This is a genomic window from Rhodococcoides corynebacterioides (assembly GCF_019834675.1).
In the GTDB taxonomy this organism is placed as follows: domain Bacteria; phylum Actinomycetota; class Actinomycetes; order Mycobacteriales; family Mycobacteriaceae; genus Rhodococcoides; species Rhodococcoides corynebacterioides_A.
Genome location: NZ_JABUBU010000021.1, coordinates 1 through 21,122 on the forward strand (window position 1 = coordinate 1; position 21,122 = coordinate 21,122).

Below are 21,122 nucleotides of genomic sequence, written 5' to 3' on the forward strand. Positions count from 1 at the left end.
CCCCCGGCCCTCCGAACCCCCGTCTCGCGACGTGACGGTGTCGGTGCGGTAGTGCGCGAGCTTGTCGTCGTCGATCTGCACGCCGAGGCCGGGGCCGGGCGGTACCTGCAGCTCGCCGCCCGTGATGGTCAGCGGCTCGGTGAGCAGGTCGTCGGACATGTCGAGGAAGTTGGAGAGTTCGCCGGCGCGGCGGGAGGTGGTGTCGAACGCGGCGCCGAACGCCACGGTGCAGGCCGAGCCGAGCTGGCCGTCGATCTGGTTGCCCATCACGACCTCGACGCCCAACCCTTCGCACAGGTGGTGGGTGCGCCGTCCGCCGGTGAAGCCGGAGCGTGCGGTCTTGATGCTGACCGCGGTGGCCGAGCCGCCGAGGATCTCGCGCGTCACCTCGGCGGGGGTGACCGCCGATTCGTCGGCGACGAACGGAACGGCGAGTTGGGACACCAGCCAGCGGCGTCCGAGAACGTCGTCGGCGGGGCAGAGTTCCTCCGCGAGAGACAGATTCAGGTCGGCCATCTCCGCCATCGCGCGGGCGGATTCCGAGGCGGTCCAGCCGCGGTTGCCGTCGACGTAGAGCTCGACGTCGTCGCCGAGGCCCTCGCGGAGCGCCCGGACGACGGCGGTGTCCAGGGACACCGGCCGGCGCCCGACCTTCACCTTGAACGTCTCGATGCCGTGGTCGGCGCGCATCCGGTTCGCCTCGTCGACCATCGCGGCGGGGGTGTCGAACCCCAGCATGTGGCTCACCCGCATGCGGTCGGTCCAGCCGCCGAGCAGTTCGGTGACCGAGGTGTCAAGGGTACGACCGAGCGCATCCCAGATCGCCATGTCCAGAGCGGCTTTCGCGACCGGGTTGCCCACCGTCCGCGACAGCCGTCCGTGCACCACCTCGCGGTCGTGCAGCGTCAGTCCGATCACCGCGGGCGCGAAGACGGTCTCGATCACCGCGACGACGCCCTGCTGGGTCTCGCCGTAGGTGAAGGGGCGGGGCGGGGCGTCGGCGATGCCGACGACGCCGTCGTCGGTGTGGACGCGGACCAGCACGTGCGTCGCGGCGTGGATTTCGCCGCTGGCGAAGCGCAGCGGTTTGCGGTAGAGGATGCGATAGGGAATCGCCTCGACGGCAACGATTTTCACGACAGTCCTTCGGTGGTGAGGAGGTGCTCGGGGGAGGTGCGGCCGGCGTCGACGGCGTCGGTCGGGAGGATTCCGGCATCCTCGAGGGCGCGGACGAGCGCGTGCACCGCGGCGGGCGCGTCGCGGGAGTACGCCAGCGCGAGGTCGATGGTCTCGGCTCCGGCGACGTCACGGAACACCACGCCGTCGAGCTTCATCGACCGGACGGACTCGGGCACCATGGCCACGCCCAGTCCGGCGGAGACGAGGGCGAGCAGGACGGACGTGTCGGGCGCGTCGTGCGCACGCTTCGGCGCGAATCCCGCTGTGCGACAACTGCGCACGACGACGTCGTTGACGGCGGAATGCGAGTCCGCGTACATCACTAACCCGTCGTGCGCGACGTCGAGCACTTCGAGGGAGGGCTCGTCGGCGAGGCGGTGGTCGGCCGGGAGGGCGAGCACCAGCGACTCGGTGGCGAGGGTGCGGACCACGAGATCGTGACCTGCCACCGGCGGACGCAGGACGGCGAGGTCCAACCGGTCCGCCCGCAGCCCTTCCACCTGAGCGGGGGTGAGCAGGTCGCCGTGGATCTCGAGCGCGATGCCGGGCAGCCGGCGGCCGACGGCCCGGGCGATCGCGGGCAGGCGATCGAACGCTGCGGTGCCGGTGAAGCCGATGCGGACGAGCCCGGAGTGTCCGTCGTCGATCCGGCGGACGCCGTCGACGGCGTCGTCGAGCGCCGCCAGGATGCGCACGGCCTCGCGGTGGAAGTAGGCCCCGGCCGGCGTGGGGGTCACCTGGCGGGTGGTGCGGGCCAGCAGGGTCACACCCAGTTCGGCCTCGAGCTGACGGACCGACTGCGACAGCGCCGGCTGGGCGAGGAAGAGCCGCTTGGCCGCCTGGCCGAAGTGGCGCGTCTCGGCTACGGCGACGAAGTGGCGCAGGTGGCGCAGCTCCATGGCGGTTCTCGCTTTCGACGGGGGAGTGTCACCCACTCCGGCGTCTCGCCCGAGCCGGTGACCGGTACCACAGTAGGTCCGACCATCCTTCGGACACAAAGACATGATCGTCGCCGATTGATCGCTGCTGGCGATGAATAGACGTCCGGGCCGGATCCGGGAAAAGCCCTGGTGTGACCTCGGCCACCTGTCGTCAGGCTGGGTCCATTCCCCGCATCGACCCGAAGGGCCTGACGATGACCGACATCCTGGACAACGTGCGAGCACGCGTCGACGGCGCCGTCGTCGACGACGAGGCCGCCGGCGTCTTCCGCGCCGATCGATCCATCTTCACCGACGAGCAGATCTTCGAACTCGAGATGACGCACATCTTCGAGGGCAACTGGATCTATCTCGCGCACGAGTCGCAGCTGCCGAACCCGGGTGATTACTTCACCGTCCACATGGGCCGCCAGCCCGTCGTCATCACCCGTGACAAGGACGGCGAGCTGCACTGCCTCATCAACGCCTGCGCGCACCGCGGTGCGATGTTGTGTCGCCGCAAGACCGACAACCGCACCACCCTCACCTGCCCGTTCCACGGCTGGACGTTCCGCAACGACGGCACGCTGCTCAAGGTCAAGGACCCCGAGGGAGCCGGCTACCCGGCGACCTTCGACGTCGACGGGTCGCACAACCTTACCCGCGTCGCGAAGTTCGGGAACTACCGCGGCTTCCTGTTCGGCAGTCTGAACCCGGACGTGACCTCGCTCGAGGAGCACCTCGGTGACACCACGAAGGTCATCGACATGCTCGTCGACCAGTCGCCGGACGGGCTCGAGGTGCTGCGCGGGTCGTCCACCTACACCTTCGACGGCAACTGGAAGGTGCAGGCGGAGAACGGTGCCGACGGATACCACGTCTCCGCCGTCCACTGGAACTACGCGGCCACCACCTCGCGTCGGAACAACGGGGAGTCGGCCAACACCACCAAGGCGCTCGACGCCGGCGGGTGGGGCAAGTCGGGCGGCGGCTACTGGTCCTACCCGAACGGGCATCTGTGCCTGTGGACGTGGGCGGCCAACCCGCAGGACCGCCCGCTGTGGGACAGCCTGGACGAGCTGAAGAAGACGCACGGCGACGCCAAGGGCGAGTTCATGGTGAAGGGTTCGCGCAACCTGTGCCTGTACCCGAACGTCTATCTCATGGACCAGTTCTCGACGCAAATCCGGCACTTCCGGCCCATCGCGCCGGACAAGACCGAGGTGACCATCTACTGCATCGCGCCCAAGGGCGAGAGCAAGGAAGCCCGTGCCCATCGCATCCGGCAGTACGAGGACTTCTTCAACGCCTCGGGCATGGCGACCCCCGACGACCTCGAGGAGTTCCGCTCCTGCCAGCTGACCTTCCAGGCGACGGCAGCCCGGTGGAACGACATGAGCCGTGGCGCCGAGCACTGGCTCACCGGGCCGGACCCCGTCGCCGAGGCGCTGGGCATGGACGGCGTCGTCTCCGCCGGCGTGAAGAACGAGGACGAGGGCCTGTTCGCCGTGCAACACGGCTACTGGCGGTCCACGCTCCTCGCCGCACTCGACCGCACCACCGAAGGACAGTGACGTGACCACCTCGACCGACAGCCGTCCCTCCGTGACCACCGGAAAGACGGTGACGCAGAACGACATCGAGCAGTTCCTCTACCGAGAGGCGCGGTACCTCGACGACCGTGAGTTCGAGCTGTGGCTCACCTGCTACGCCGACGACGTCGAGTACTGGATGCCCTCCTGGGGTGACGACGACCGACTCACCGAGGACCCGCAGACCGACATCTCGTTGGTCTACTACGAGAACAAGGGCGGCCTCGAGGACCGCGTGTTCCGCATCCGCACCGAGCGCTCGAGCGCGACCTCGATCCCGGAACCGCGCACCAGCCACAACATCTCGAACGTCGAGGTCATCGCGCGCCGAGGCGATCTGGTGGACGTGCGCTTCAACTGGCACACCATGTACTTCCGCTACAAGACGGTCGATCCGTACTACGGCACGTCCTTCTACACCATCGACTTCTCCGGCGACTCCCCGTTGATCCGCCGCAAGACGGTGGTGCTGAAGAACGACTACATCCACCACGTGGTGGACATCTATCACTTCTGACGGCACGAGAGGAGAACTCATGAGTCACCGTGTCGCGCTGTCCTTCGAGGACGGCGTCACCCGCTTCATCACCTGTTCGGACGGGCAGACGGTGGCGGACGCGGCCTACCGGTCGCGCATCAACATCCCTCTCGACTGCCGCGACGGGGCCTGCGGTACCTGCAAGGCCGTGTGCGAGTCCGGCGATTTCGACGGCGGCACCTATCTGGACGACGCGTTGTCGGACGCCGAGGCGGCGGACGGGTACTGCCTGCCGTGCAGCATGACGCCGCAGTCGGACCTGGTGCTGCAGATCGCGAGCACCTCGGCGGTGGCCAAGACCCGCGCCGCGACGTACACGACCACCGTGACGGCCGTGGACCGTCTGTCGCCCACCACCGTGCGGCTGGCGGTGGCCGCGCCGGCGGGCGACGAGTTGGCCTTCCTCCCGGGGCAGTACGTCAACATCTCGGTGCCGGGGCCGGAGGCGGGGTCCGACCGGGAGGTCGGCACGCGGTCCTACTCCTTCAGCTGCGTCCAGGGATCGTCCGAGCTCGAGTTCCTGATCAAGCTGATCGACGGCGGGCTGATGTCGTCCTGGCTGTCCCGCGCGCAGGTGGGCGACACCGTCTCCTTCACCGGCCCGCACGGCAGCTTCTTCCTGCGTGAGGCCGAGCGGCCGGCTCTGCTGCTCGCCGGCGGGACGGGGCTGGCGCCGGTTCTCGCGATCCTGCGGACGCTGCGGGAGAACGGCAGCGTCCGACGCGTGCACCTGGTCTACGGCGCCAGCACCGACGACGACGTCGTCTGCCTCGACGTCCTGCGGGACCTCGAGACGTCCTTGCCGAACTTCACGTGGGACTACTGCGTGTCCGATCCGGCGTCCGCCGCCCCGCACACGGGCTACGTGACCGGGCTGATCGAGGACGAGCACCTCCACGGCGGCGACGTCGCGGTCTACCTGTGCGGCCCGCCGCCGATGGTCGAGGCGGTGCGCACGCACTTCGCCGAGCGGGGCGTCGAACCGACCGGGTTCTACTACGAGAAGTTCGCGCCGTCGTCCGACGCCGCGGCGCCTCCGCAGCCCGTCTCGGCGCCCGACGTTCCCGACGCCCCGGTGCCCGCCGTCTCCGTGCCCGATGTTCCGGTGCCCGACGTCCCGGGGCGCGCGGCCGACGCGCCCGACGTGCCGGTGTCCGACGACCCCGTCCGGCGGCTGTGCGGCCAAGAGGTCTTCGCCTCCCGTGCGACGACATCGGGCGGAACCTCGAGCACGACGGTCGAGTTCCGCGACGACCTCGCGACGGCCCGAGCGGTGGCGGGGCAGCAGATGCTGCCGTCCGCCGGCGGCGACGGCGTGGTGACCGACGATCCGGACCGGGACGTGCGCGGCGACGCCGACGACGTCGCGGCCACGATCGTCGGGCAGGCGATCCGGCCCGCGTCGGGTGACCTCGCGCCACTCACCGCCCCACGCCCGGCGGCACCGACGTCGACCGCCCCGCCCTACGAGATCGGCGAGGAACACCCGTCGGTGCACGAGTCGGATGCGGTCTTCGAGGCGCGACGCGCGCTCGAGCTCGGCGCGCTGGAGCTCGTCGTCGGCCGACTGTCGTCCCAGCAGATAGCCGGATACCGGCTGCTGGCCGAGGCGACCACCCGCTACGTCGACGGGGACCGTTTCGTCGACGCGGCGGCCTACACCGACACCAACGCCGCCTTCCACGACTATCTGTTCACCGCGACCGGCAACGACCACCTCCTGCAGGCGTACACCGCGCTCGGCGTGAAGGCGGCGATGGCCGAGGTCCTGCGCGGGGCGACGTGGTGCGACCCGCGGTGCGCCCAGGACCACCTCGACATCGTCGACGCCATCGAGGCCGCCGACCGCGAGCGCGCGCGGACGCTGATCGCCGACCACGCCGACCGGTCGAAGGCCACGATGAAGCGCGCGATGGCGGACACACTGGCCGCGAAGCGCCCGAAGTTCGTGAGCCCGGGCCGGTTCGCGGGCAAGGTCGTGACGGTCACCGGCGCCGCGCAGGGGATCGGCGAGTGGGTGGCCCGGCGGATCGCGGCCGAGGGCGGGACCCTGGTGCTCGCGGACCGGTCCGAACTCGTCGACTCGGTGGCCGACGAATTGTCCGCGCAGGGCGGGTCCGGCGGACCCGTCACCGCGGTGCTGGCCGACCTCGAGACGATGGAGGGCGCCGAGGCTCTCGCGTCCGCGGCGATGGACCGACACGGCCGCATCGACGTGGCCGTCCACGTGGTCGGCGGCACCATCTGGGCCAAGCCGTTCCAGGAGTACCCGGCCGATCAGATCGAGAAGGAGATCCGGCGCTCGCTGTTCCCGACGCTCTGGTCGTGCCGAGCGGTGTTGCCGCACATGATCGCCGGCGGAGGCGGGACCATCGTCAACGTCTCGTCCGTCGCGACGCGCGGAATCCACCGGGTGCCGTACGCGGCGGCCAAGGGTGGCGTCAACGCCATCACGTCGGCCCTCGCCCTCGAAGCGGCACCTCACGGTGTCCGCGTGGTCGCGACGGCACCCGGCGGCACGGACGCCCCGCCGCGGCGCATTCCGCGCGGACCGGGACCGGCCGACGATCGCGAGCGGCAGTGGTACCAGGATCTGGTCGATCAGACGACGTCCTCGTCGCTGATGGGCCGGTACGGCACCCTCGACGAGCAGGCGGCGGCGATCTGCTTCCTGGCGTCGGACGAGGCGTCGTACATCACGGGCACGGTCCTGCCGGTGGCCGGCGGCGACCCGGGCTGACGGTGACCGTGCGGCCCGGATCGCCGCGGGGAGCGGCGCAGCACGGTTACCGTGACCGCGTGAGCCCCACCCGACCGACGGGCGGCCGCGACGACGCGATCGCCCTCCTCGCCGGCACCGCCGAGCGCGGGTGCATCGTGGTGGTCCGGGGCCCGCGGGGGGCGGGCCTGTCCACGGCGCTCGCCCGCGTCGCCGCGGACCTGGCGCGGACTGGGCCCGTCGAGGTCCGGCATGTCCGCGCCGTCCCGTGGGAGACGACGTCACCCGGAGGCGTGCTCGGCCTGCTGGGTCTGCCGGACCCGGTGACGTCGGGGCGCACCGGTCCGACGGTCGTGGTGATCGACGACGCGCACCACGCCGATCCGGACTCCCTGCGCGCGATGACGACGGCGATCCGCCACCACCGCGACGGGGCAGTGTCGATGGTGTGCGGAGTGCACTCCGGCGACGGTGGGTCGTCCGCGTCCCACGACGTGCTCGCCCGGTCGGCCGACGTCGAGGTGGCCCTCTCGCGTGCCTCGGTGCAGGACGTCGCCGACATGGCGGCCGAACGCGGAATCACGCTGTCCCACAGGGCGGCCCAGCACCTCACGCGTCACGCGAGCGGCCGACCCGGCGTCGTCGCGGCCCTCCTCGACGAGCTGCCACCCGACGCCTGGCGCATCAATCGGCCCGTTCTCCCGGCTCCGGCCGCGGACCGTCGACGCGTGCGGGACGCGGTGTCCGACGGGGGAGCGTCGGTGCGTGCGCTGGTGACGGCGGCCGCCGTGCTCGGTGACCGGACACCGTTGCCCACGGTGTGTGCCGTCGCGGCACTGGACGATCCGTGGTCCGCCCTCGACGCGGCGGAGCGGGCCGACCTGCTCGCGGTGAACCGCTCGGCCACCGCCGTCACCGTCGACACCACCGATGCGGTGGTGCGCGCGGCGATCCTCGCGATGCTCGGCGAGGACGAGCGCGCCCGTCTGCACCGGGTCGCCGCGACGACGGTGGAGGACCGGGCCGACGCCCTGGCGCATCTGGTCGAATCCCGTGCCGTCCCGGACCCGGCCGTGTCCGATCGGCTCGACGAGGTCGCCGCCGAGCGCGCGACGCGGGGCGAATGGGCCACGGCCGCACGGCTCTACGCACTCTCGTCGCGCGCCAGCACCGATGCCGCCGAGCGGGACGCCCGGCTGGTGCGTGCGGTGGACGCCGCGATCGGCGCCGGCGACGTGCCCACCGCGGCGGGCTGGAGCGCGGAGATCGAGAGCTTTCGCGACACCCCGGCGAAGAACGCCGTCCTGGGGTACCTCGCCATCCTGCGGGGACGGCCACAGGACGCGGAGGCGCGGCTGCACCGGGCGTGGACCTCGGTGCGGCAGAAGCACGATCCGCGCACGGCCGCCACGATCTGCCACCGCGAGGTCCTGCACAATCTGGCGCGGTGCCGCGGGGCGGACCTGGTGACGTGGGCCGACCGCGCCGTCGACCTGGTCGGGGCGACCGACGCAACGGCGGTGGAGGCCCGCACCATTCGTGGGCTCGGCCTGGGGTCGACCGGCCGCACCGCGGAGGCACTGGCGAGTTACGACGATCTGCTCGCCCACGTCGAGTCCGGCGCCATGGGGCAGCGGGTGCAGATGGGGGCGGGATGGCTGCACCTGGCCACCGATCGCCCGGACGCGGCGCGCGCCGAACTCGAATCCGCACTCCCGACGGACTTCCTGGGCGGATCGACGCGCATCTCGTTGTGGGCCCACGGGTGGCTCGCGCGCTGCCACGTCGCGACCGGCGACTGGAACGCCGCGCTGCGGGTCGCGGCGGCGGGTCTCGACCTCGCCGACCGGTCGGGGTCCGATCTGATCGTTCCGCTGTTGCGCTGGACGGTGACGCAGGTGCACGCGCTGCGCGGGGACTGGGACGCGGCCGACGAGAGCGCGCGGGCGGGTGACGCGGGGGTCCGCGACTACGAGATCATGCGCGTCCCGGCGCTCCTCGCGCGCGCGGCGGTCGCGGAGGCGCGGGCGGACTACGCCGCGGTGCTGCGCATCCTCGCTCCGCTGACCGAGGACTGGGCGCGCGGTGACATCTCCGAACCGGGGTTCTGGCCGTGGCCGGACGTGTTCGCCAACGCGCTCGTCGTCGAGGGGCGGCTGGACGAGGCGGACGCCTTCCTCCGCGCCCACGAGGAACGAGTGCGTCTGCGCGGGCACCGGTCGGCCGGTGCCCGGCTGGCGTACGCACGGGGCCGATTGCTCGGTGCGCGTGGCGATCTCGACGCCGCACGGGACTCGTTCGAGTCCGCCGTCACGGCACTGGCGGATCTCCCGCTGGTGTACGACCGGGCCCGCGTGCAGTTCGCGTACGGCCAGACGCTGCGGCGTGCCGGCAAGCGGCGGGAGGCCGACGTGGTGATCTCCGCCGCGCGGGACGCGTACCTCGCGCTGGGCGCGAACACCTATGTGGCGCGGTGCGAACGGGAGCTCAAGGCGGGGGGAATGCGGGCCGTGCTGAAGGACCGGCCGCACGATGCGCTGACGCCGCAGGAGGACGCGGTGGCGTCGCTGGTCGCGACGGGCATGTCGAATCGGGAGGTGGCGGCGGAGCTGTTCCTGTCGGTGAAGACGGTGCAGTTCCACCTCACCCGGGTCTACGCGAAACTGGGGATCCGCTCGCGCGCCGAGCTCGCCGCTCGGTCGGCCGGGAGCGAATGACGCACGCCGCGAAGTCGATTGGGCCGCTCCGGCGTCCGAACGGTGCCCGGGTCGGCACTGGGTGATCATCCGGTGTGATCCACGTCATGGCGGGTGACGATCGTGATCTACCCCGTCCCGGCCGCTCGTCGGCACAGGACGTCCCCCTTCGACGTCAGGATCCCCATGACCACCTCCGCCGACGACGGCCGCGTCGCGGTCGCCGTGTCCCGCACGGACGGTTGGGCGAGCAATCGCCACCGCCGCAGCGTTCTCTGGATCGTCGCTCTCGCGACGGCCGCCATCGTGTTCGACGGCTACGACCTCGTGGTCTACGGCGCCGTGCTGCCGACCCTGCTGGCCGACCCCACGGCCCTCGGGGCGATCGACCCCGCCACGGCGGGGGCACTCGGGTCCTACGCCTTGATCGGAGTGATGGTCGGCGCGCTGCTCGCCGGCGCCGTGGGCGACCGCATGGGCCGTCGCCGCACCATGCTCACCGCCATCGTGTGGTTCTCGGTGGGGATGGGTGCGACCGCGCTGGCCCCGTCCGTCGGAACCTTCGGCGCCCTGCGGTTCCTGACCGGCATCGGCGTGGGCGCCCTGGTGGCGAGCGTGGGCGCCATGATCGCGGAGTTCGCGCCGGCCGATCGCCGAAACCTGTTCAACGCCATCGTCTACAGCGGCATCCCGGCGGGCGGCGTGCTGGCGTCCCTCGCGGCGATCGTGGCCGAGGACGCCGTCGGGTGGCGGGGACTGTTCTGGCTCGGCGCGCTGCCGTTGGTGACGCTGCTGCCGCTGGCGATCCTGCGGATGCCCGAGTCCCCGCGGTGGTTGCTGGCTCGCGGACGCGTCGACGACGCGCGCGCCGTCTGCGCGTCGACCGGCATTCCCGTGCCCGACGCCGAGGTGTCCGCACCCGGCGATCGGGTGGGCTTCGCGGCGCTCGCCCGCCGTCCGCTCCGTCGCCCGACCCTTCTCCTCGGGTCGATGAGCTTTTGCGGACTGCTGCTCACCTACGGCCTCAACACCTGGCTGCCGCAGATCATGTCGGAGGCGGGGTACAACGCCAAAGGCTCGCTGTCCTTCCTGCTGGTGCTCAACGGCGGCGCCATCGTCGGCGGTCTGATCGCGTCGCGGGTGGCCGACCGCACCGGTCCGCAGCGAGTGGTCGCGGCCACGTTCTGTCTGGCCGCGCTCGCCCTGGTGGTCCTCACGTCCGGTGCGCCGCTGGGCGTCCTGCTGGTCGCGGTGGCGGGTGCCGGGATCGGCGCCATCGGCACGCAGGTCCTGATCTACGGGTTCGTCTCCGGCTACTACCCGACGTCCTCTCGGGCGGCCGGTGTGGCGTGGTGCGCCGGCTTCGGACGACTCGGCGGTATCGGCGGTCCGCTGGTCGGCGGGCTGCTGCTCGGGGCGGGGGTGTCGTCGGCGACGGCGTTCCACCTTTTCGCCGGTGTCGCCCTGGTGGGCGCCGCGGTCACCCTGACGGTGCCGCGGCGCACGGCGGGACCGGTGGACCCGGCTGCGGCCGGTCAGACGCGTTCGAAGACCGCCGCGAGGCCCTGACCGCCGCCGATGCACATGGTCTCGAGACCGTAGCGTGCGTCGGTGCGGACCATCTCCCGCGCCAGCGTGGTGAGAATGCGGGCTCCCGTCGCACCGACGGGGTGTCCGAGGGAGATGCCCGACCCGTGGCGATTGAGCCGCGGGTCGTCGGCATCGATCTCCCACTCGCGCAGGACGGCGAGCACCTGCGCGGCGAAGGCCTCGTTCAGCTCGACCACGTCCATGTCGGCGAGGGTCAGACCCAGGCGGCCCAGAACGGCGGCGGTGGCGGACACCGGTCCGATCCCCATCGTGGCGGGGGCGACACCGGACACCGCCCAGCCCGCGAGGCGCACCATCGGCTCGAGCCCGAGCGCGGCGGCCTTCTCCGGGGTGGTGACCACGCAGAGCGCGGCGCCGTCGTTCTGGCCGCTGGCGTTGCCGGCGGTGACCGTCGCTTCGGGGTCGATCGCGCCGCGGAGGGGGCGCAGTCGGGCGAGGGACTCGGTGGTGGTGTCGGCGCGGGGGTGCTCGTCCCGGTCGACGACGACGTCTCCGCGGCGGTTCGGCACGGTGACGGGCACGATCTCCTCGGCGAAGACCCCGTTGTCCTGCGCCGCGACGGCGCGGTGGTGCGACTGCACGGCGAGCGCATCCTGGTCGGTGCGGGAGATGCCGTACTGCGCGCGCAGGTTCTCGGCGGTCTCGATCATGCCGCCGGGGACGGGGAATGCGGTGCCGCCGGCGGTGACTCGGGCGCGGGCGAGGCGGTCGTGCAGGGCGAGCGCGTCGCCGCGGACCCCCCACCGCATCCCCGTCGAGTAGAACTCGGTCTGCGACATCGACTCCACTCCGCCGGCGAGCACGATCTCGCTCGCGCCGGACTGCACCTGCATGGCGGCGTCGAGCACCGCCTGCAGTCCGGAGCCGCAGCGGCGGTCCACCTGGCGGCCGGGGACGCCGATGCCGAGGCCGGCGTCGAGGGCCGCGACGCGGCCGATCGCGGGAGCCTCGCCGTTGGGCGAGCCCTGGCCGAGGATCACGTCGTCGACGTCCGACCCGGACAGGCCGGTGCGGGTGAGGATCTCGGCGACGACGGTGGTGGCGAGCGTGGGGGCGGTGACGTCCTTCAGCGTTCCGCCGAAGCGGCCCACGGGGGTGCGCAGCGGGGTGCAGACGACGGCGTCGGGCATGGGGTCCTCCGGGTGGTCAGGGCTGGGTGGTCACGCCGACTCGGGTGAGATCGGCGTCGATGGCGGCGGCGGTGCGGCGCAGCGCCGGAACGAGAACGGAGTGCAGGTCCTCGTCGGTGTAGCGGGCGGCCGGGGTGCTGATGTTGAGGGCGGCGACGACGGCGCCGTCGGGCCCGTGGACGGGGGCGGCAAGCGAGCGCAGGCCGACCTCGAGTTCCTGGTCGACCACGACGATGCCGTCGGACCGCGCCGCGAGAATGCGGTCGCGCAGCGACTCCGGTGTGACCGCGGTGCGGCCCGTGAGATCGGTGAAGTCGGTCCGGCGGAGGTAGGCGTCGAGCTCGTCGTCCGGGAGGGCGGCGAGCAACACGCGACCCATCGACGTGACGTAGGCGGGGAAGCGGGTCCCGATGGTGATCGCGACGGTCATGATGCGCCGCACCGGAACTCGCGCGACGTACACGACGTCGTCGCCGTCGAGCACCGACACCGAGGACGATTCGCCGACCTCCGCGGACAGGGCCTCGAGGTGGGGGAGCGCGACCTCGGGCAGCCCGAGCGACGACAGGTACGAGTAGCCGAGTTCCAGCACCGCTGGGGTCAGCGCGAACGTGGCGCCGTCGGTGCGGACGTAGCCGAGCTCGACGAGGGTGAGCAGGAACCTGCGGGCGGTCGGCCGGCTCAGCTCGGTCGCCCGGGCGACGTCCGCGAGGGTGCGCTGCGGGTGGGCGGCGTCGAAGCAGCGAATCACGGCGAGTCCGCGCGCGAGCGACTGCACGTGATCCGGCGAGGTGGCACGCGGCTCGGTCACGAGTGCGCCGTGACGTGGGCGCGGACGAGGGCGGACACCTCGGCCGCACGTTCGATCGCGGCGAGATGCGCTGCGGGGGAGAGGACTTCCAGTCGGGCACCCGCGATGCCGTCGGCGATCACCGCCAGCGATTCCGGTGGCGTGGCCGGGTCCCGGTCACCGGCGATCACCAGCGTGGGAGCGGTGATCGTGCCGAGCAGCGGCCGAGAGTCGAAGCGCGACAGGGCCTCACAACACACGGCGTATCCCTCGTCGGGGACCGCGGAGACCATGGCGACGCAGCGGTCGACCACGTCGGGATGCGCCGCGGCGTACTCGGCGGTGAACCAGCGCTCGACGATGGAGCCGGCGATCGACGCGACGCCGTCACGGCGCACGGTGTCCGCGCGGGTGGTCCACGCGTCTGGCTCGCCGAATCGGGCAGCGGAGCAGAGGACCGTGAGGGACGCGATTCGATCCGGATGCTGCGCGGCGAGGGTCTGCGCGACCGCACCGCCGAGGGACAGGCCGACCACGCGTACGCGACCGAGGCCGAGGTCGTCGAGCAGGGCCGTCACGTCGGCGGCGAGGTGGTCGACCGTCACGCCGTCGGGTGCCCCGGTGTCGGTGTCGGTGTCGGTGACCGGGCTGCCGCCGTGGCCGCGGACGTCGACCGTGAGCACCGACGCGACATCGGCGAGGGCGGCGACCTGCGCGTCCCACATGGAGCGGTCCGAACCGAGCGAGCCGAGGAGGACGACGGTGGGCGCGTCGGGCCTCGGGGCCGGGGTGAGGTCGTGGGCGAGCGGGACGGTCATCGGGCGCTCCTGGGTCGTGGCTTGTGTGGCTGGTGTGTATGTCCGCATCGCGGACTCTTGTCCGACTAGCGTACACCGCGCTACAGTGGTGGACATGATGAACAAGGTGGTCGCGTCGGCACCCGACGCAGTCGCGGACATCCCGGACGGGGCGTCGATCGCCGTCGGCGGGTTCGGGCTCGTCGGAGTGCCGAACGTGCTCATCGCCGCGGTGCTCGAGCAGGGCGCGCGGGATCTCGAGACGGTGAGCAACAACTGCGGTACCGACGGCACGGGCCTCGGCATCCTGCTCGAGGCCGGGCGCATCCGGCGCACGATCAGCTCGTACGTGGGGTCCAACAAGGAGTTCGCGCGGCAGTACCTCGCCGGCGAACTCGAGGTGGAACTGACGGCGCAGGGGACGCTCGCCGAGCGTCTGCGCGCGGGCGGCGCGGGCATCCCCGCCTTCTTCACCCCGGCGGGCGTCGGCACGCAGGTCGCCGACGGTGGACTGCCCCAGCGTTACGACGCCGACGGCGGCGTGGCCCTGGCGTCGCAGCCGAAGGAGACCCGCGAGTTCGACGGCGTCACGTACGTGATGGAACGCGGCATCGTCGCCGACTTCGCGCTGGTCCACGCGTGGAAGGGCGACCGGATGGGCAACCTGGTCTACCGCGCCAGCGCGCGCAACTTCAACCCACCGGCCGCCGAGTCCGGCCGCATCACCATCGCGCAGGTCGAGCACCTCGTCGAGCCCGGTGAGCTGCGGCCCGAGGACATCCACACCCCCGGCATCCACGTCCAGCGCGTGGTCCCCGTGGGGCCGGTCACCACAGGAATCGAACGACGGACGGTGCGGTCATGACACTCACGCGCGATGAGATGGCGGCCCGCGTCGCCGCCGAACTCGAGGACGGCCAGTACGTCAACCTCGGCATCGGCATGCCGACGCTGGTTCCCGGCCACATTCCCGACGACGTGACGGTGGTCCTGCATTCCGAGAACGGCGTGCTGGGGGTGGGGCCGTACCCGCCCGAGGACGACGTCGACCCGGAACTGGTCAACGCCGGCAAGGAGACCATCACGGTGCTGCCCGGCGCGTCGTTCTTCGACTCCGCGCAGTCCTTCGGCATGATCCGCGGCGGCGCCGTGGACGTGGCGGTGCTCGGCGCGATGCAGGTCGACGCGCAGGGCAACCTGGCCAACTGGATGATCCCCGGCTCGATGGTCAAGGGCATGGGTGGCGCGATGGACCTGGTCCACGGAGCCCGGCGGGTGATCGTGATGATGGATCACGTCTCGAAGAACGGCAGCCCGAAGATCATGCGGGAGTGCACCCTTCCGCTCACCGGCGCGGCCTGCGTCCACCGCATCGTCACCGACCTCGCCGTGCTCGACGTGACGCCCGAGGGGCTGGTGCTGGTCGAGACCGCCCCCGGCGTCACCGTCGACGAGGTCCGCGCGGCCACCCAAGCCGACCTGATCGTGCGCTGACCCGTCCCCTCCGTTCCCGCGCTGCGAGTCGGTTCGCGCGCTGGCTGTTGCCGGCGCGCGAGCACATCGGCAGCGCGGGAACCCCGGGCCGCACGACCCGACCCCGGCGCAGGTCACATCCCGATCGGCGCTAGCGTTCGCACCATCATGAGCACGCCCGAGCAGACACCTCTCTCCACCGGACTCAAGGTCCGCCACCTGACGATGATGGGCCTCGGCTCCGCCATCGGTGCGGGACTCTTCCTCGGCACCGGCGCGGGCATCGTCGCCGCCGGTCCGGCGGTGCTGCTGTCCTACGCGCTGGCCGGGCTGCTGGTCGTTCTCGTCATGCGGATGCTGGGGGAGATGGCGGCAGCGTCCCCGTCGTCGGGATCGTTCTCGACCTACGCCGAGATGGCGTTCGGGCGCACCGCGGGCTTCGCGATCGGGTGGCTCTACTGGTTCACGCTCATCATGGTGATGGGCGCGGAGATGACCGGCGCCGCCGCGTTCATGGGCCGGTGGTTCGGCGTCGACCCCTGGATTCCTGCATTGGTCGCGATGGTGGTGTTCGCCGCGGTGAACCTGGCCCGCGTCGCCAACTTCGGCGAGTTCGAGTTCTGGTTCGCCGCCGTGAAGATCGCGGTGATCGTCGGCTTCCTGGTGATCGGTGGGCTGCTGATCTTCGGGCTGCTGCCGTCGTCGGATCCGGTGGGCTGGACCAACTTCACCGGGCTCGGCGGTTTCGCCCCGAACGGCGTCTCGGGTATCGCCGCGGGACTGCTGGTGGTGGCGTTCGCGTTCGGCGGGATCGAGATCGTCACGATCGCCGCGGCCGAGTCCGACGATCCCGCTCGGTCGGTGGGCCGGGCGGTCCGCAGCGTCGTGTGGCGGATCAGCGTGTTCTACCTCGGGTCGATCCTCGTCATCACCCTGCTCCTGCCGTGGAACTCCCTGGGGCCGGCCGAGTCCGCCGCGCAGAGCCCGTTCGCGCTGGTGCTCCAGCAGGCGAGTCTGCCGGGGGTGGTCGGCTTCATGGAGGCGATCATCGTGCTGGCGCTGCTCAGTGCGTTCAACGCCCAGATCTACGCCACCAGCCGGATGATGTTCTCGCTCGCCGATCGCGGCGACGGCCCCCGCGTGCTCGCGCGGGTCACCGCATCCGGCGTCCCCCGCGCGGCGCTCCTGGTGTCGGTGTTCTTCGGCTTCGTCGCGGTCGCCCTGAACTACCTCGATCTCGACGGGCTGCTGACCTTCCTGCTCAACGCGGTCGGCGCGTCGCTGCTCGCGATCTGGGCGATGACCGCGGCCGCGCAACTCCGCCTCCGGCGCCGGTTGGAGGCGGCCGGCCCGCTTCCCGTGCGCATGTGGGGGTTCCCCTACCTCAGCTGGTTCGCCCTGGTGTTGCTCGCCGGCCTGACCGTGCTCATGCTGACCGACGCGGCGGCCCGGCAGCAGGTGCTGGCGATGGCGGTCGTCGTCGCCGGGCTCGCGGTGGTCGGTGCCGTCACCGCGCGGCGCTCCCCGCGGGTGCAGCCGGCTCCGTGATCGTGACCCGGTGCGGGTGGGTGTAGACGTTCATCCCGTCACCGCGCAGGAACCCCACCACGGTCAGACCCGTCTCGTCGGCCAGGTCGACCGCGAGCGACGACGGCGCCGACACCGCGGCCAGCACGGGAATCCCGGCCATCACGGCTTTCTGCGCCAGTTCGAACGACGCCCGGCCGCTCACCATGAGGACGGTGCCGGTCAGGGGAACCCGGCCCTCGGACACCGCCCAGCCCACGACCTTGTCGACGGCGTTGTGCCGGCCGACGTCCTCCCGCGCGACGAGCAGTCGGCCGTCGGCGTCGAAGAGTGCCGCCGCGTGCAGGCCGCCGGTGGTCGAGAACAGGCGCTGGTGCTCGCGCAGCGTGTCCGGCAGCGACGTGAGGACGGCGGTGTCCACCGTCACCGGGTCCCCGGCCGGTGCGTGGCGGGACGTCAGACGCACCGCGTCGAGCGATGCCTTCCCGCACACGCCGCAGGACGACGTCGTGTAGAAATTGCGTTCCACGCCCGGATCCGGCGCCGGAACGCCCTCCGCGAGAGCGATGTCGAGCACGTTGTAGGTGTTGCGCCCCTCGTCGTCCACGCCGTCGCAGTACCGCGCGATCGCGACGTCCTCGCGGCCGGCGATGACGCCTTCCGTCAGCAGAAAGCCGTGGGCGAGCTCGACGTCGTGCCCCGGTGTGCGCATGGTGACCGCGAGAGCCCGACCGGCGACGCGGATCTCGAGCGGCTCCTCGACCACCAGCGTGTCCGGCCTCGACGAGTGGTGCGGTCCCCGGATACGCAGCACCGGGCGACGAACCGACGCGCGGCCCATCAGGAACGTCCGAACGACAGGTGGGGGCGGCAGGCGCTACTGGTCATGTCTCCATAGTGGACCCGCGTTCGTGGTGACGCAGACGCACGTCCGTCACGTCGCGCCGCCACCACGGGCCGACACAAGTTAGCCTTACCTCTCCATCGCACTCGTGTGCGGCAACCGGATCTCGAAGGGATCACCACGCCCATGGCCTCGTCGCCCCGTGTCTCACGTCGGACGTTCCTCATCGGTGCCTCGGGCGCCCTCGTCGCGCTCGGCGCCGCCGCCTGCGGCTCGGGTTCCGACGGCGGGTCGACCGACGAGGTCGGCGCGACCGTCGACACGAAGTACGGCGAGATCGGCGTGCCGGCCGACCCGCAGCGCGTCGTCAGCGTCGGCTACAACGATCAGGACACCCTCCTCGCTCTCGGCGTGGTCCCCGCCGGGGTCTTCGACTGGTACGGCGACTACCCGGGGGCGACCTGGCCGTGGGCGCAGTCCTTGCTGGGCGGAGCCACGCCGGAGATCGTCGGGACGGCCGCCGAGGGGATCGACGTGGAGAAGGTCGCCGCGGTCGGCCCGGACCTGATCGTCGGCACGTACGCGGGCGTCACACAGGGCGAGTACGACCAGCTCTCCGCCCTCGCCCCCACGGTCACCGCGCCGCCGGGAGTCGCCGACTTCGGCATCTCGTGGCGCGACCAGACACGCCTGCTCGGCGCCGCCGTCGGCAAGTCCGCCGAGGCCGACACACAGATCGCCGACGTCGAGGAGAAGTTCGCCTCGGTGGTCACCGCCAACCCGGCGTTCGCCGGGAAGACGGTGCTGGTCGGCGCTCTGCAGGGGCCCGGACAGTTCGGCGTCTACGGCGCGCAGGACCCGAAGGTGCGGTTCCTCAACGACCTCGGCTTCGTGAACCCGCCGGTGGCCGCGCAGGTGGGGGACGCCAACTTCGCCGCCATCAGCACCGAACAGCTCTCCCTCGCCGACGTCGACCTGCTGGTCTGGTACGCGGGCGGGGGCTTCGGGGACAAGCTGCGCGCCGAGCTCGCCGCGACGCCGGTCTACCAGCAGTTGCCGGTCGTGCAGGACGGCCGGGTGATCGTCCTCGAGGACGAGGCCGCCGAGGCGATGGCCTGGAGCACCGTGCTCTCGCTGCCCTTCGCGCTCGACCAGATTCCCGGCCGCCTGGCACCGCTGGTGCGCTGACCGCCCGGGGGTTCCGATCCCCGCGGTGTCGGGGTGAGCGTCTAGGTTCACGAGCATGGTTGCCGCGCACCCGTTCGCCGATCCCGAGACCTACCTCGACACCCCGCGCACGGCGGGACTGGCGCTGTCGCCGGACGGCACGCGTCTGGTCACCGTCCAGTCGACGCTGTCGGAGGACCGCACGCGATTCGACACCGCGCTGTGGTCGATCGACCCGGCGGGTACGGAACCCGCGCGGCGATTGACTCGCGGCGCGTCGGCGTCGCATCCGGTGTTCGCGGCCGACGGCCGGTTGCTGTTCCGCCGCGCGGCCGACACCACGGACTCGGCACCGAAAGCGCTGTGGGCGTTGGATTTCCGCGGCGGTGAGCCGCAGCGGATCGCGTACCGGGCCGGCGGGGTGGACACCGTGTGCTGCGCCGTCGGCTCGGACCGCATCGTGGCCACCGGCCCGGTACTCGGTGACCCCGAGCGCGACGAGCAGGTGCGGGCGCTGCGAGAGAAGGGTGTCACCGCGATCCTGCACGCCGGCTACCCGATGCGGCACTGGGACGCGGATCTCGGCCCGGCGGTCACGCACCTGTTCGACGTGGTGAGCGGCGGCGGGATCGGCGGGCCCGACGGCGTCTTCACCTCCGTGACGCCCGACGCCGCCGGTCCGTCCGGCGGGGGCGTCTACCGCGACACCGGAGTCGACGTCTCGCCGGACGGCGCGACCGTCGTCGCGACGCGTCGCGTCCCCGGGGCCGACGGCGTGACCCGCCACGTTCTGGTCCGTCTCGATCTGCGGGGCGGCGCCGGGGCTGCCGAGACCCTCGTCGACGACCCGCACGCGGACCAGTCGTCCCCTCGGATCTCGCCGGACGGCACCCGCGTCGCCTACCTCCGCGAGGAGCATCCGGAACCGGACGCGGCGCCGCGCGTCACCGCGCAGGTGCTCGACCTCGCCACCGGCCTCAGCGAACGCTGGGGTGGGGACTGGGATCGGTGGCCCACCGCACTGACGTGGACCACCGACTCGTCCGCGCTGCTGGCCACGGCCGACGACCACGGTCACGCGCCGATCTTCCGCGTCGACCGCACGTCGGCGACGCGCCTCACCGACGAGGGCGCGTTCACGGACCTGCAGGTCGCGTCGGCCGGGGACGTGGTGTTCGCGCTGCGGGCGTCGTACCTGGCCCCGCCGCACCCCGTGCGCATCTCGCTGGCGGACGGCGCGGTGACCGTGCTGAACGCCCCCGCGCCGCTGCCGTCGCTGCCCGGCACCCTCGAGGACGTCGACGTCCGCGTCGCGGACGGCACCCGGGTACGGGCTTGGCTCGCGCTGCCGGAGGGGACCTCGCCGGACTGGCAGGCGCCGTTGGTGCTGTGGGTCCACGGCGGTCCGCTGGGCAGTTGGAACACGTGGTCCTGGCGGTGGAATCCCTGGATGCTCGTCGCCGCCGGCTACGCGGTGCTCATGCCGGATCCCGCCCTGTCCACCGGGTACGGGCAGGCGTTCGTCCAACGCGGCTGGGGCCGCTGGGGCGCCGAGGTCTACACCGACCTCACCACGATCACCGACGCGGTGGCCGACCGGCCGGACATCGACAGCACCCGCACCGCCATGATGGGCGGCTCGTTCGGCGGCTACATGGCCAACTGGATGGCGGGGCACACGGACCGCTTCCGCGCCATCGTCTCCCACGCCGGGTTGTGGGCGCTCGACCAGTTCGGACCGACCACCGACGAGGCGTCGTACTGGGCCCACGAGATGACGCCCGAGATGGCCTTCGAGAACTCGCCGCACCTGTCGGTGTCCGAGATCGTCACACCCATGCTGATCACGCACGGCGACAAGGACTTCCGGGTTCCGATCGGCGAATCGCTGCGGCTGTGGTGGGAGCTGCTGTCCGAGTCGGCGTCGCCCGCGGACGCGAACGGCGAGACGGTGCACCGTTTCCTGTACTTCCCGGACGAGAACCACTGGATCCTGACGCCACCCCACATCGCCGTCTGGTACGGCGCGGTGCTGGCCTTCCTCTCGACGCACGTGCTGGGCCGCGAGCTGCCCATGCCCGCGGCGCTGGGCGCGCGACCGGGCAGAACCGGCGCATCGGACGAGAACTAGAATCGCCC

16 protein-coding genes are annotated in these 21,122 nt (G+C 71.9%); 10 read left to right on the forward strand and 6 right to left on the reverse strand.

The genetic code is table 11. The annotated features are described in order from the left end of the window. Together HQ603_RS15840 and HQ603_RS15845 are read right to left on the reverse strand one after the other, a co-directional pair. On the reverse strand, positions 1 to 1,137 hold a 1,137-nt coding region (locus HQ603_RS15840), incomplete at its 3' end, for a mandelate racemase/muconate lactonizing enzyme family protein (protein WP_222685719.1). Further along, positions 1,134 to 2,078, reverse strand: a complete 945-nt coding sequence (locus tag HQ603_RS15845; protein WP_222685720.1) for a LysR family transcriptional regulator — start codon at positions 2,076 to 2,078, stop codon at positions 1,134 to 1,136. The genes HQ603_RS15845 and HQ603_RS15840, both read right to left, overlap by 4 nt. 236 nt (positions 2,079 to 2,314) lie before the next feature. Here HQ603_RS15845 and benA point away from each other — a divergent pair, with 236 nt between their 5' ends. The 5 genes from benA to HQ603_RS15870 all read left to right on the forward strand — a co-directional run bounded on the left by benA (position 2,315) and on the right by HQ603_RS15870 (position 11,213). Further along, positions 2,315 to 3,673, forward strand: coding sequence for a benzoate 1,2-dioxygenase large subunit (gene benA / locus HQ603_RS15850; protein ID WP_222685722.1), 1,359 nt, complete (start codon positions 2,315 to 2,317; stop codon positions 3,671 to 3,673). A gap of 1 nt (position 3,674) precedes the next feature. Then, positions 3,675 to 4,208: a benzoate 1,2-dioxygenase small subunit gene (gene benB, locus HQ603_RS15855; protein ID WP_222685724.1), complete on the forward strand. Its 534-nt coding sequence runs from the start codon at positions 3,675 to 3,677 to the stop codon at positions 4,206 to 4,208. A 19-nt stretch (positions 4,209 to 4,227) separates the two neighbouring features. Then, positions 4,228 to 6,969, forward strand: a complete 2,742-nt coding sequence (gene benC / locus HQ603_RS15860; protein ID WP_222685725.1) for a benzoate 1,2-dioxygenase electron transfer component BenC — start codon at positions 4,228 to 4,230, stop codon at positions 6,967 to 6,969. Between the two features lie 59 nt (positions 6,970 to 7,028). Continuing rightward, positions 7,029 to 9,665 carry a helix-turn-helix transcriptional regulator gene (locus HQ603_RS19155; protein WP_222685726.1) on the forward strand — a complete coding sequence of 879 codons (2,637 nt, stop codon included), beginning with the start codon at positions 7,029 to 7,031 and terminating at the stop codon, positions 9,663 to 9,665. A gap of 165 nt (positions 9,666 to 9,830) precedes the next feature. Further along, positions 9,831 to 11,213 carry an MFS transporter gene (locus HQ603_RS15870; RefSeq protein WP_222685727.1) on the forward strand — a complete coding sequence of 461 codons (1,383 nt, stop codon included), beginning with the start codon at positions 9,831 to 9,833 and terminating at the stop codon, positions 11,211 to 11,213. Here the strand turns inward: HQ603_RS15870 and HQ603_RS15875 are convergent. From HQ603_RS15875 to pcaD, 3 genes are read right to left on the reverse strand one after another with little or no spacing between them, the layout of a single operon-like run. After that, complete coding sequence (locus tag HQ603_RS15875; RefSeq protein ID WP_222685728.1) at positions 11,180 to 12,385, reverse strand: acetyl-CoA C-acetyltransferase; 1,206 nt, start codon at positions 12,383 to 12,385, stop codon at positions 11,180 to 11,182. The two genes, HQ603_RS15870 and HQ603_RS15875, sit on opposite strands and share 34 nt — an antisense overlap. Positions 12,386 to 12,401: 16 nt before the next feature. Further along, positions 12,402 to 13,196 (reverse strand): IclR family transcriptional regulator domain-containing protein, encoded by a 795-nt coding sequence (locus HQ603_RS15880; RefSeq protein ID WP_222685730.1) that lies wholly within the window; start codon positions 13,194 to 13,196, stop codon positions 12,402 to 12,404. Continuing rightward, on the reverse strand, positions 13,193 to 13,993 hold the full coding sequence (pcaD, locus tag HQ603_RS15885; RefSeq protein WP_222685732.1) for a 3-oxoadipate enol-lactonase: 801 nt from the start codon (positions 13,991 to 13,993) through the stop codon (positions 13,193 to 13,195). The genes HQ603_RS15880 and pcaD overlap by 4 nt, the downstream gene beginning before the upstream one ends. A gap of 97 nt (positions 13,994 to 14,090) precedes the next feature. On the opposite strand from pcaD, the gene HQ603_RS15890 reads away from it, so the two are divergent. The 3 genes from HQ603_RS15890 to HQ603_RS15900 all read left to right on the forward strand — a co-directional run bounded on the left by HQ603_RS15890 (position 14,091) and on the right by HQ603_RS15900 (position 16,993). Beyond that, the gene (locus HQ603_RS15890) at positions 14,091 to 14,837 is read left to right on the forward strand and encodes a CoA transferase subunit A (RefSeq protein WP_222685783.1); all 747 of its coding nucleotides are present in this window, start codon (positions 14,091 to 14,093) and stop codon (positions 14,835 to 14,837) included. Further along, positions 14,834 to 15,466 (forward strand): CoA transferase subunit B, encoded by a 633-nt coding sequence (locus HQ603_RS15895; protein WP_222685733.1) that lies wholly within the window; start codon positions 14,834 to 14,836, stop codon positions 15,464 to 15,466. Before HQ603_RS15890 ends, HQ603_RS15895 begins: the two co-directional genes overlap by 4 nt. 144 nt (positions 15,467 to 15,610) lie before the next feature. Then, positions 15,611 to 16,993: an amino acid permease gene (locus HQ603_RS15900; protein ID WP_371831065.1), complete on the forward strand. Its 1,383-nt coding sequence runs from the start codon at positions 15,611 to 15,613 to the stop codon at positions 16,991 to 16,993. Here HQ603_RS15900 and fdhD read toward each other — a convergent pair. Then, positions 16,953 to 17,813 (reverse strand): formate dehydrogenase accessory sulfurtransferase FdhD, encoded by an 861-nt coding sequence (gene fdhD, locus HQ603_RS15905; protein ID WP_222685735.1) that lies wholly within the window; start codon positions 17,811 to 17,813, stop codon positions 16,953 to 16,955. The two genes, HQ603_RS15900 and fdhD, sit on opposite strands and share 41 nt — an antisense overlap. Positions 17,814 to 18,002: 189 nt before the next feature. On the opposite strand from fdhD, the gene HQ603_RS15910 reads away from it, so the two are divergent. Both HQ603_RS15910 and HQ603_RS15915 read left to right on the forward strand, forming a co-directional pair. After that, complete coding sequence (locus HQ603_RS15910; protein ID WP_222685737.1) at positions 18,003 to 19,004, forward strand: iron-siderophore ABC transporter substrate-binding protein; 1,002 nt, start codon at positions 18,003 to 18,005, stop codon at positions 19,002 to 19,004. 55 nt (positions 19,005 to 19,059) lie between these two features. Continuing rightward, positions 19,060 to 21,114 carry a S9 family peptidase gene (locus HQ603_RS15915; RefSeq protein ID WP_222685739.1) on the forward strand — a complete coding sequence of 685 codons (2,055 nt, stop codon included), beginning with the start codon at positions 19,060 to 19,062 and terminating at the stop codon, positions 21,112 to 21,114. The last annotated feature ends 8 nt before the right edge of the window (positions 21,115 to 21,122 follow it).

Coding starts and splice junctions, on each gene's coding strand:
- benC (WP_222685725.1), top strand. CDS start 4,228: ATGAGTCACCGTGTCGCGCTGTCCTTCGAGGACGGCGTCACCCGCTTC.
- benA (WP_222685722.1), top strand. CDS start 2,315: ATGACCGACATCCTGGACAACGTGCGAGCACGCGTCGACGGCGCCGTC.
- HQ603_RS15870 (WP_222685727.1), top strand. CDS start 9,831: ATGACCACCTCCGCCGACGACGGCCGCGTCGCGGTCGCCGTGTCCCGC.
- HQ603_RS15895 (WP_222685733.1), top strand. CDS start 14,834: ATGACACTCACGCGCGATGAGATGGCGGCCCGCGTCGCCGCCGAACTC.
- HQ603_RS15890 (WP_222685783.1), top strand. CDS start 14,091: ATGAACAAGGTGGTCGCGTCGGCACCCGACGCAGTCGCGGACATCCCG.
- HQ603_RS15875 (WP_222685728.1), bottom strand. CDS start 12,385: ATGCCCGACGCCGTCGTCTGCACCCCGCTGCGCACCCCCGTGGGCCGC.
- fdhD (WP_222685735.1), bottom strand. CDS start 17,813: ATGGGCCGCGCGTCGGTTCGTCGCCCGGTGCTGCGTATCCGGGGACCG.
- HQ603_RS15845 (WP_222685720.1), bottom strand. CDS start 2,078: ATGGAGCTGCGCCACCTGCGCCACTTCGTCGCCGTAGCCGAGACGCGC.
- HQ603_RS15915 (WP_222685739.1), top strand. CDS start 19,060: ATGGTTGCCGCGCACCCGTTCGCCGATCCCGAGACCTACCTCGACACC.
- pcaD (WP_222685732.1), bottom strand. CDS start 13,993: ATGACCGTCCCGCTCGCCCACGACCTCACCCCGGCCCCGAGGCCCGAC.
- HQ603_RS15910 (WP_222685737.1), top strand. CDS start 18,003: ATGGCCTCGTCGCCCCGTGTCTCACGTCGGACGTTCCTCATCGGTGCC.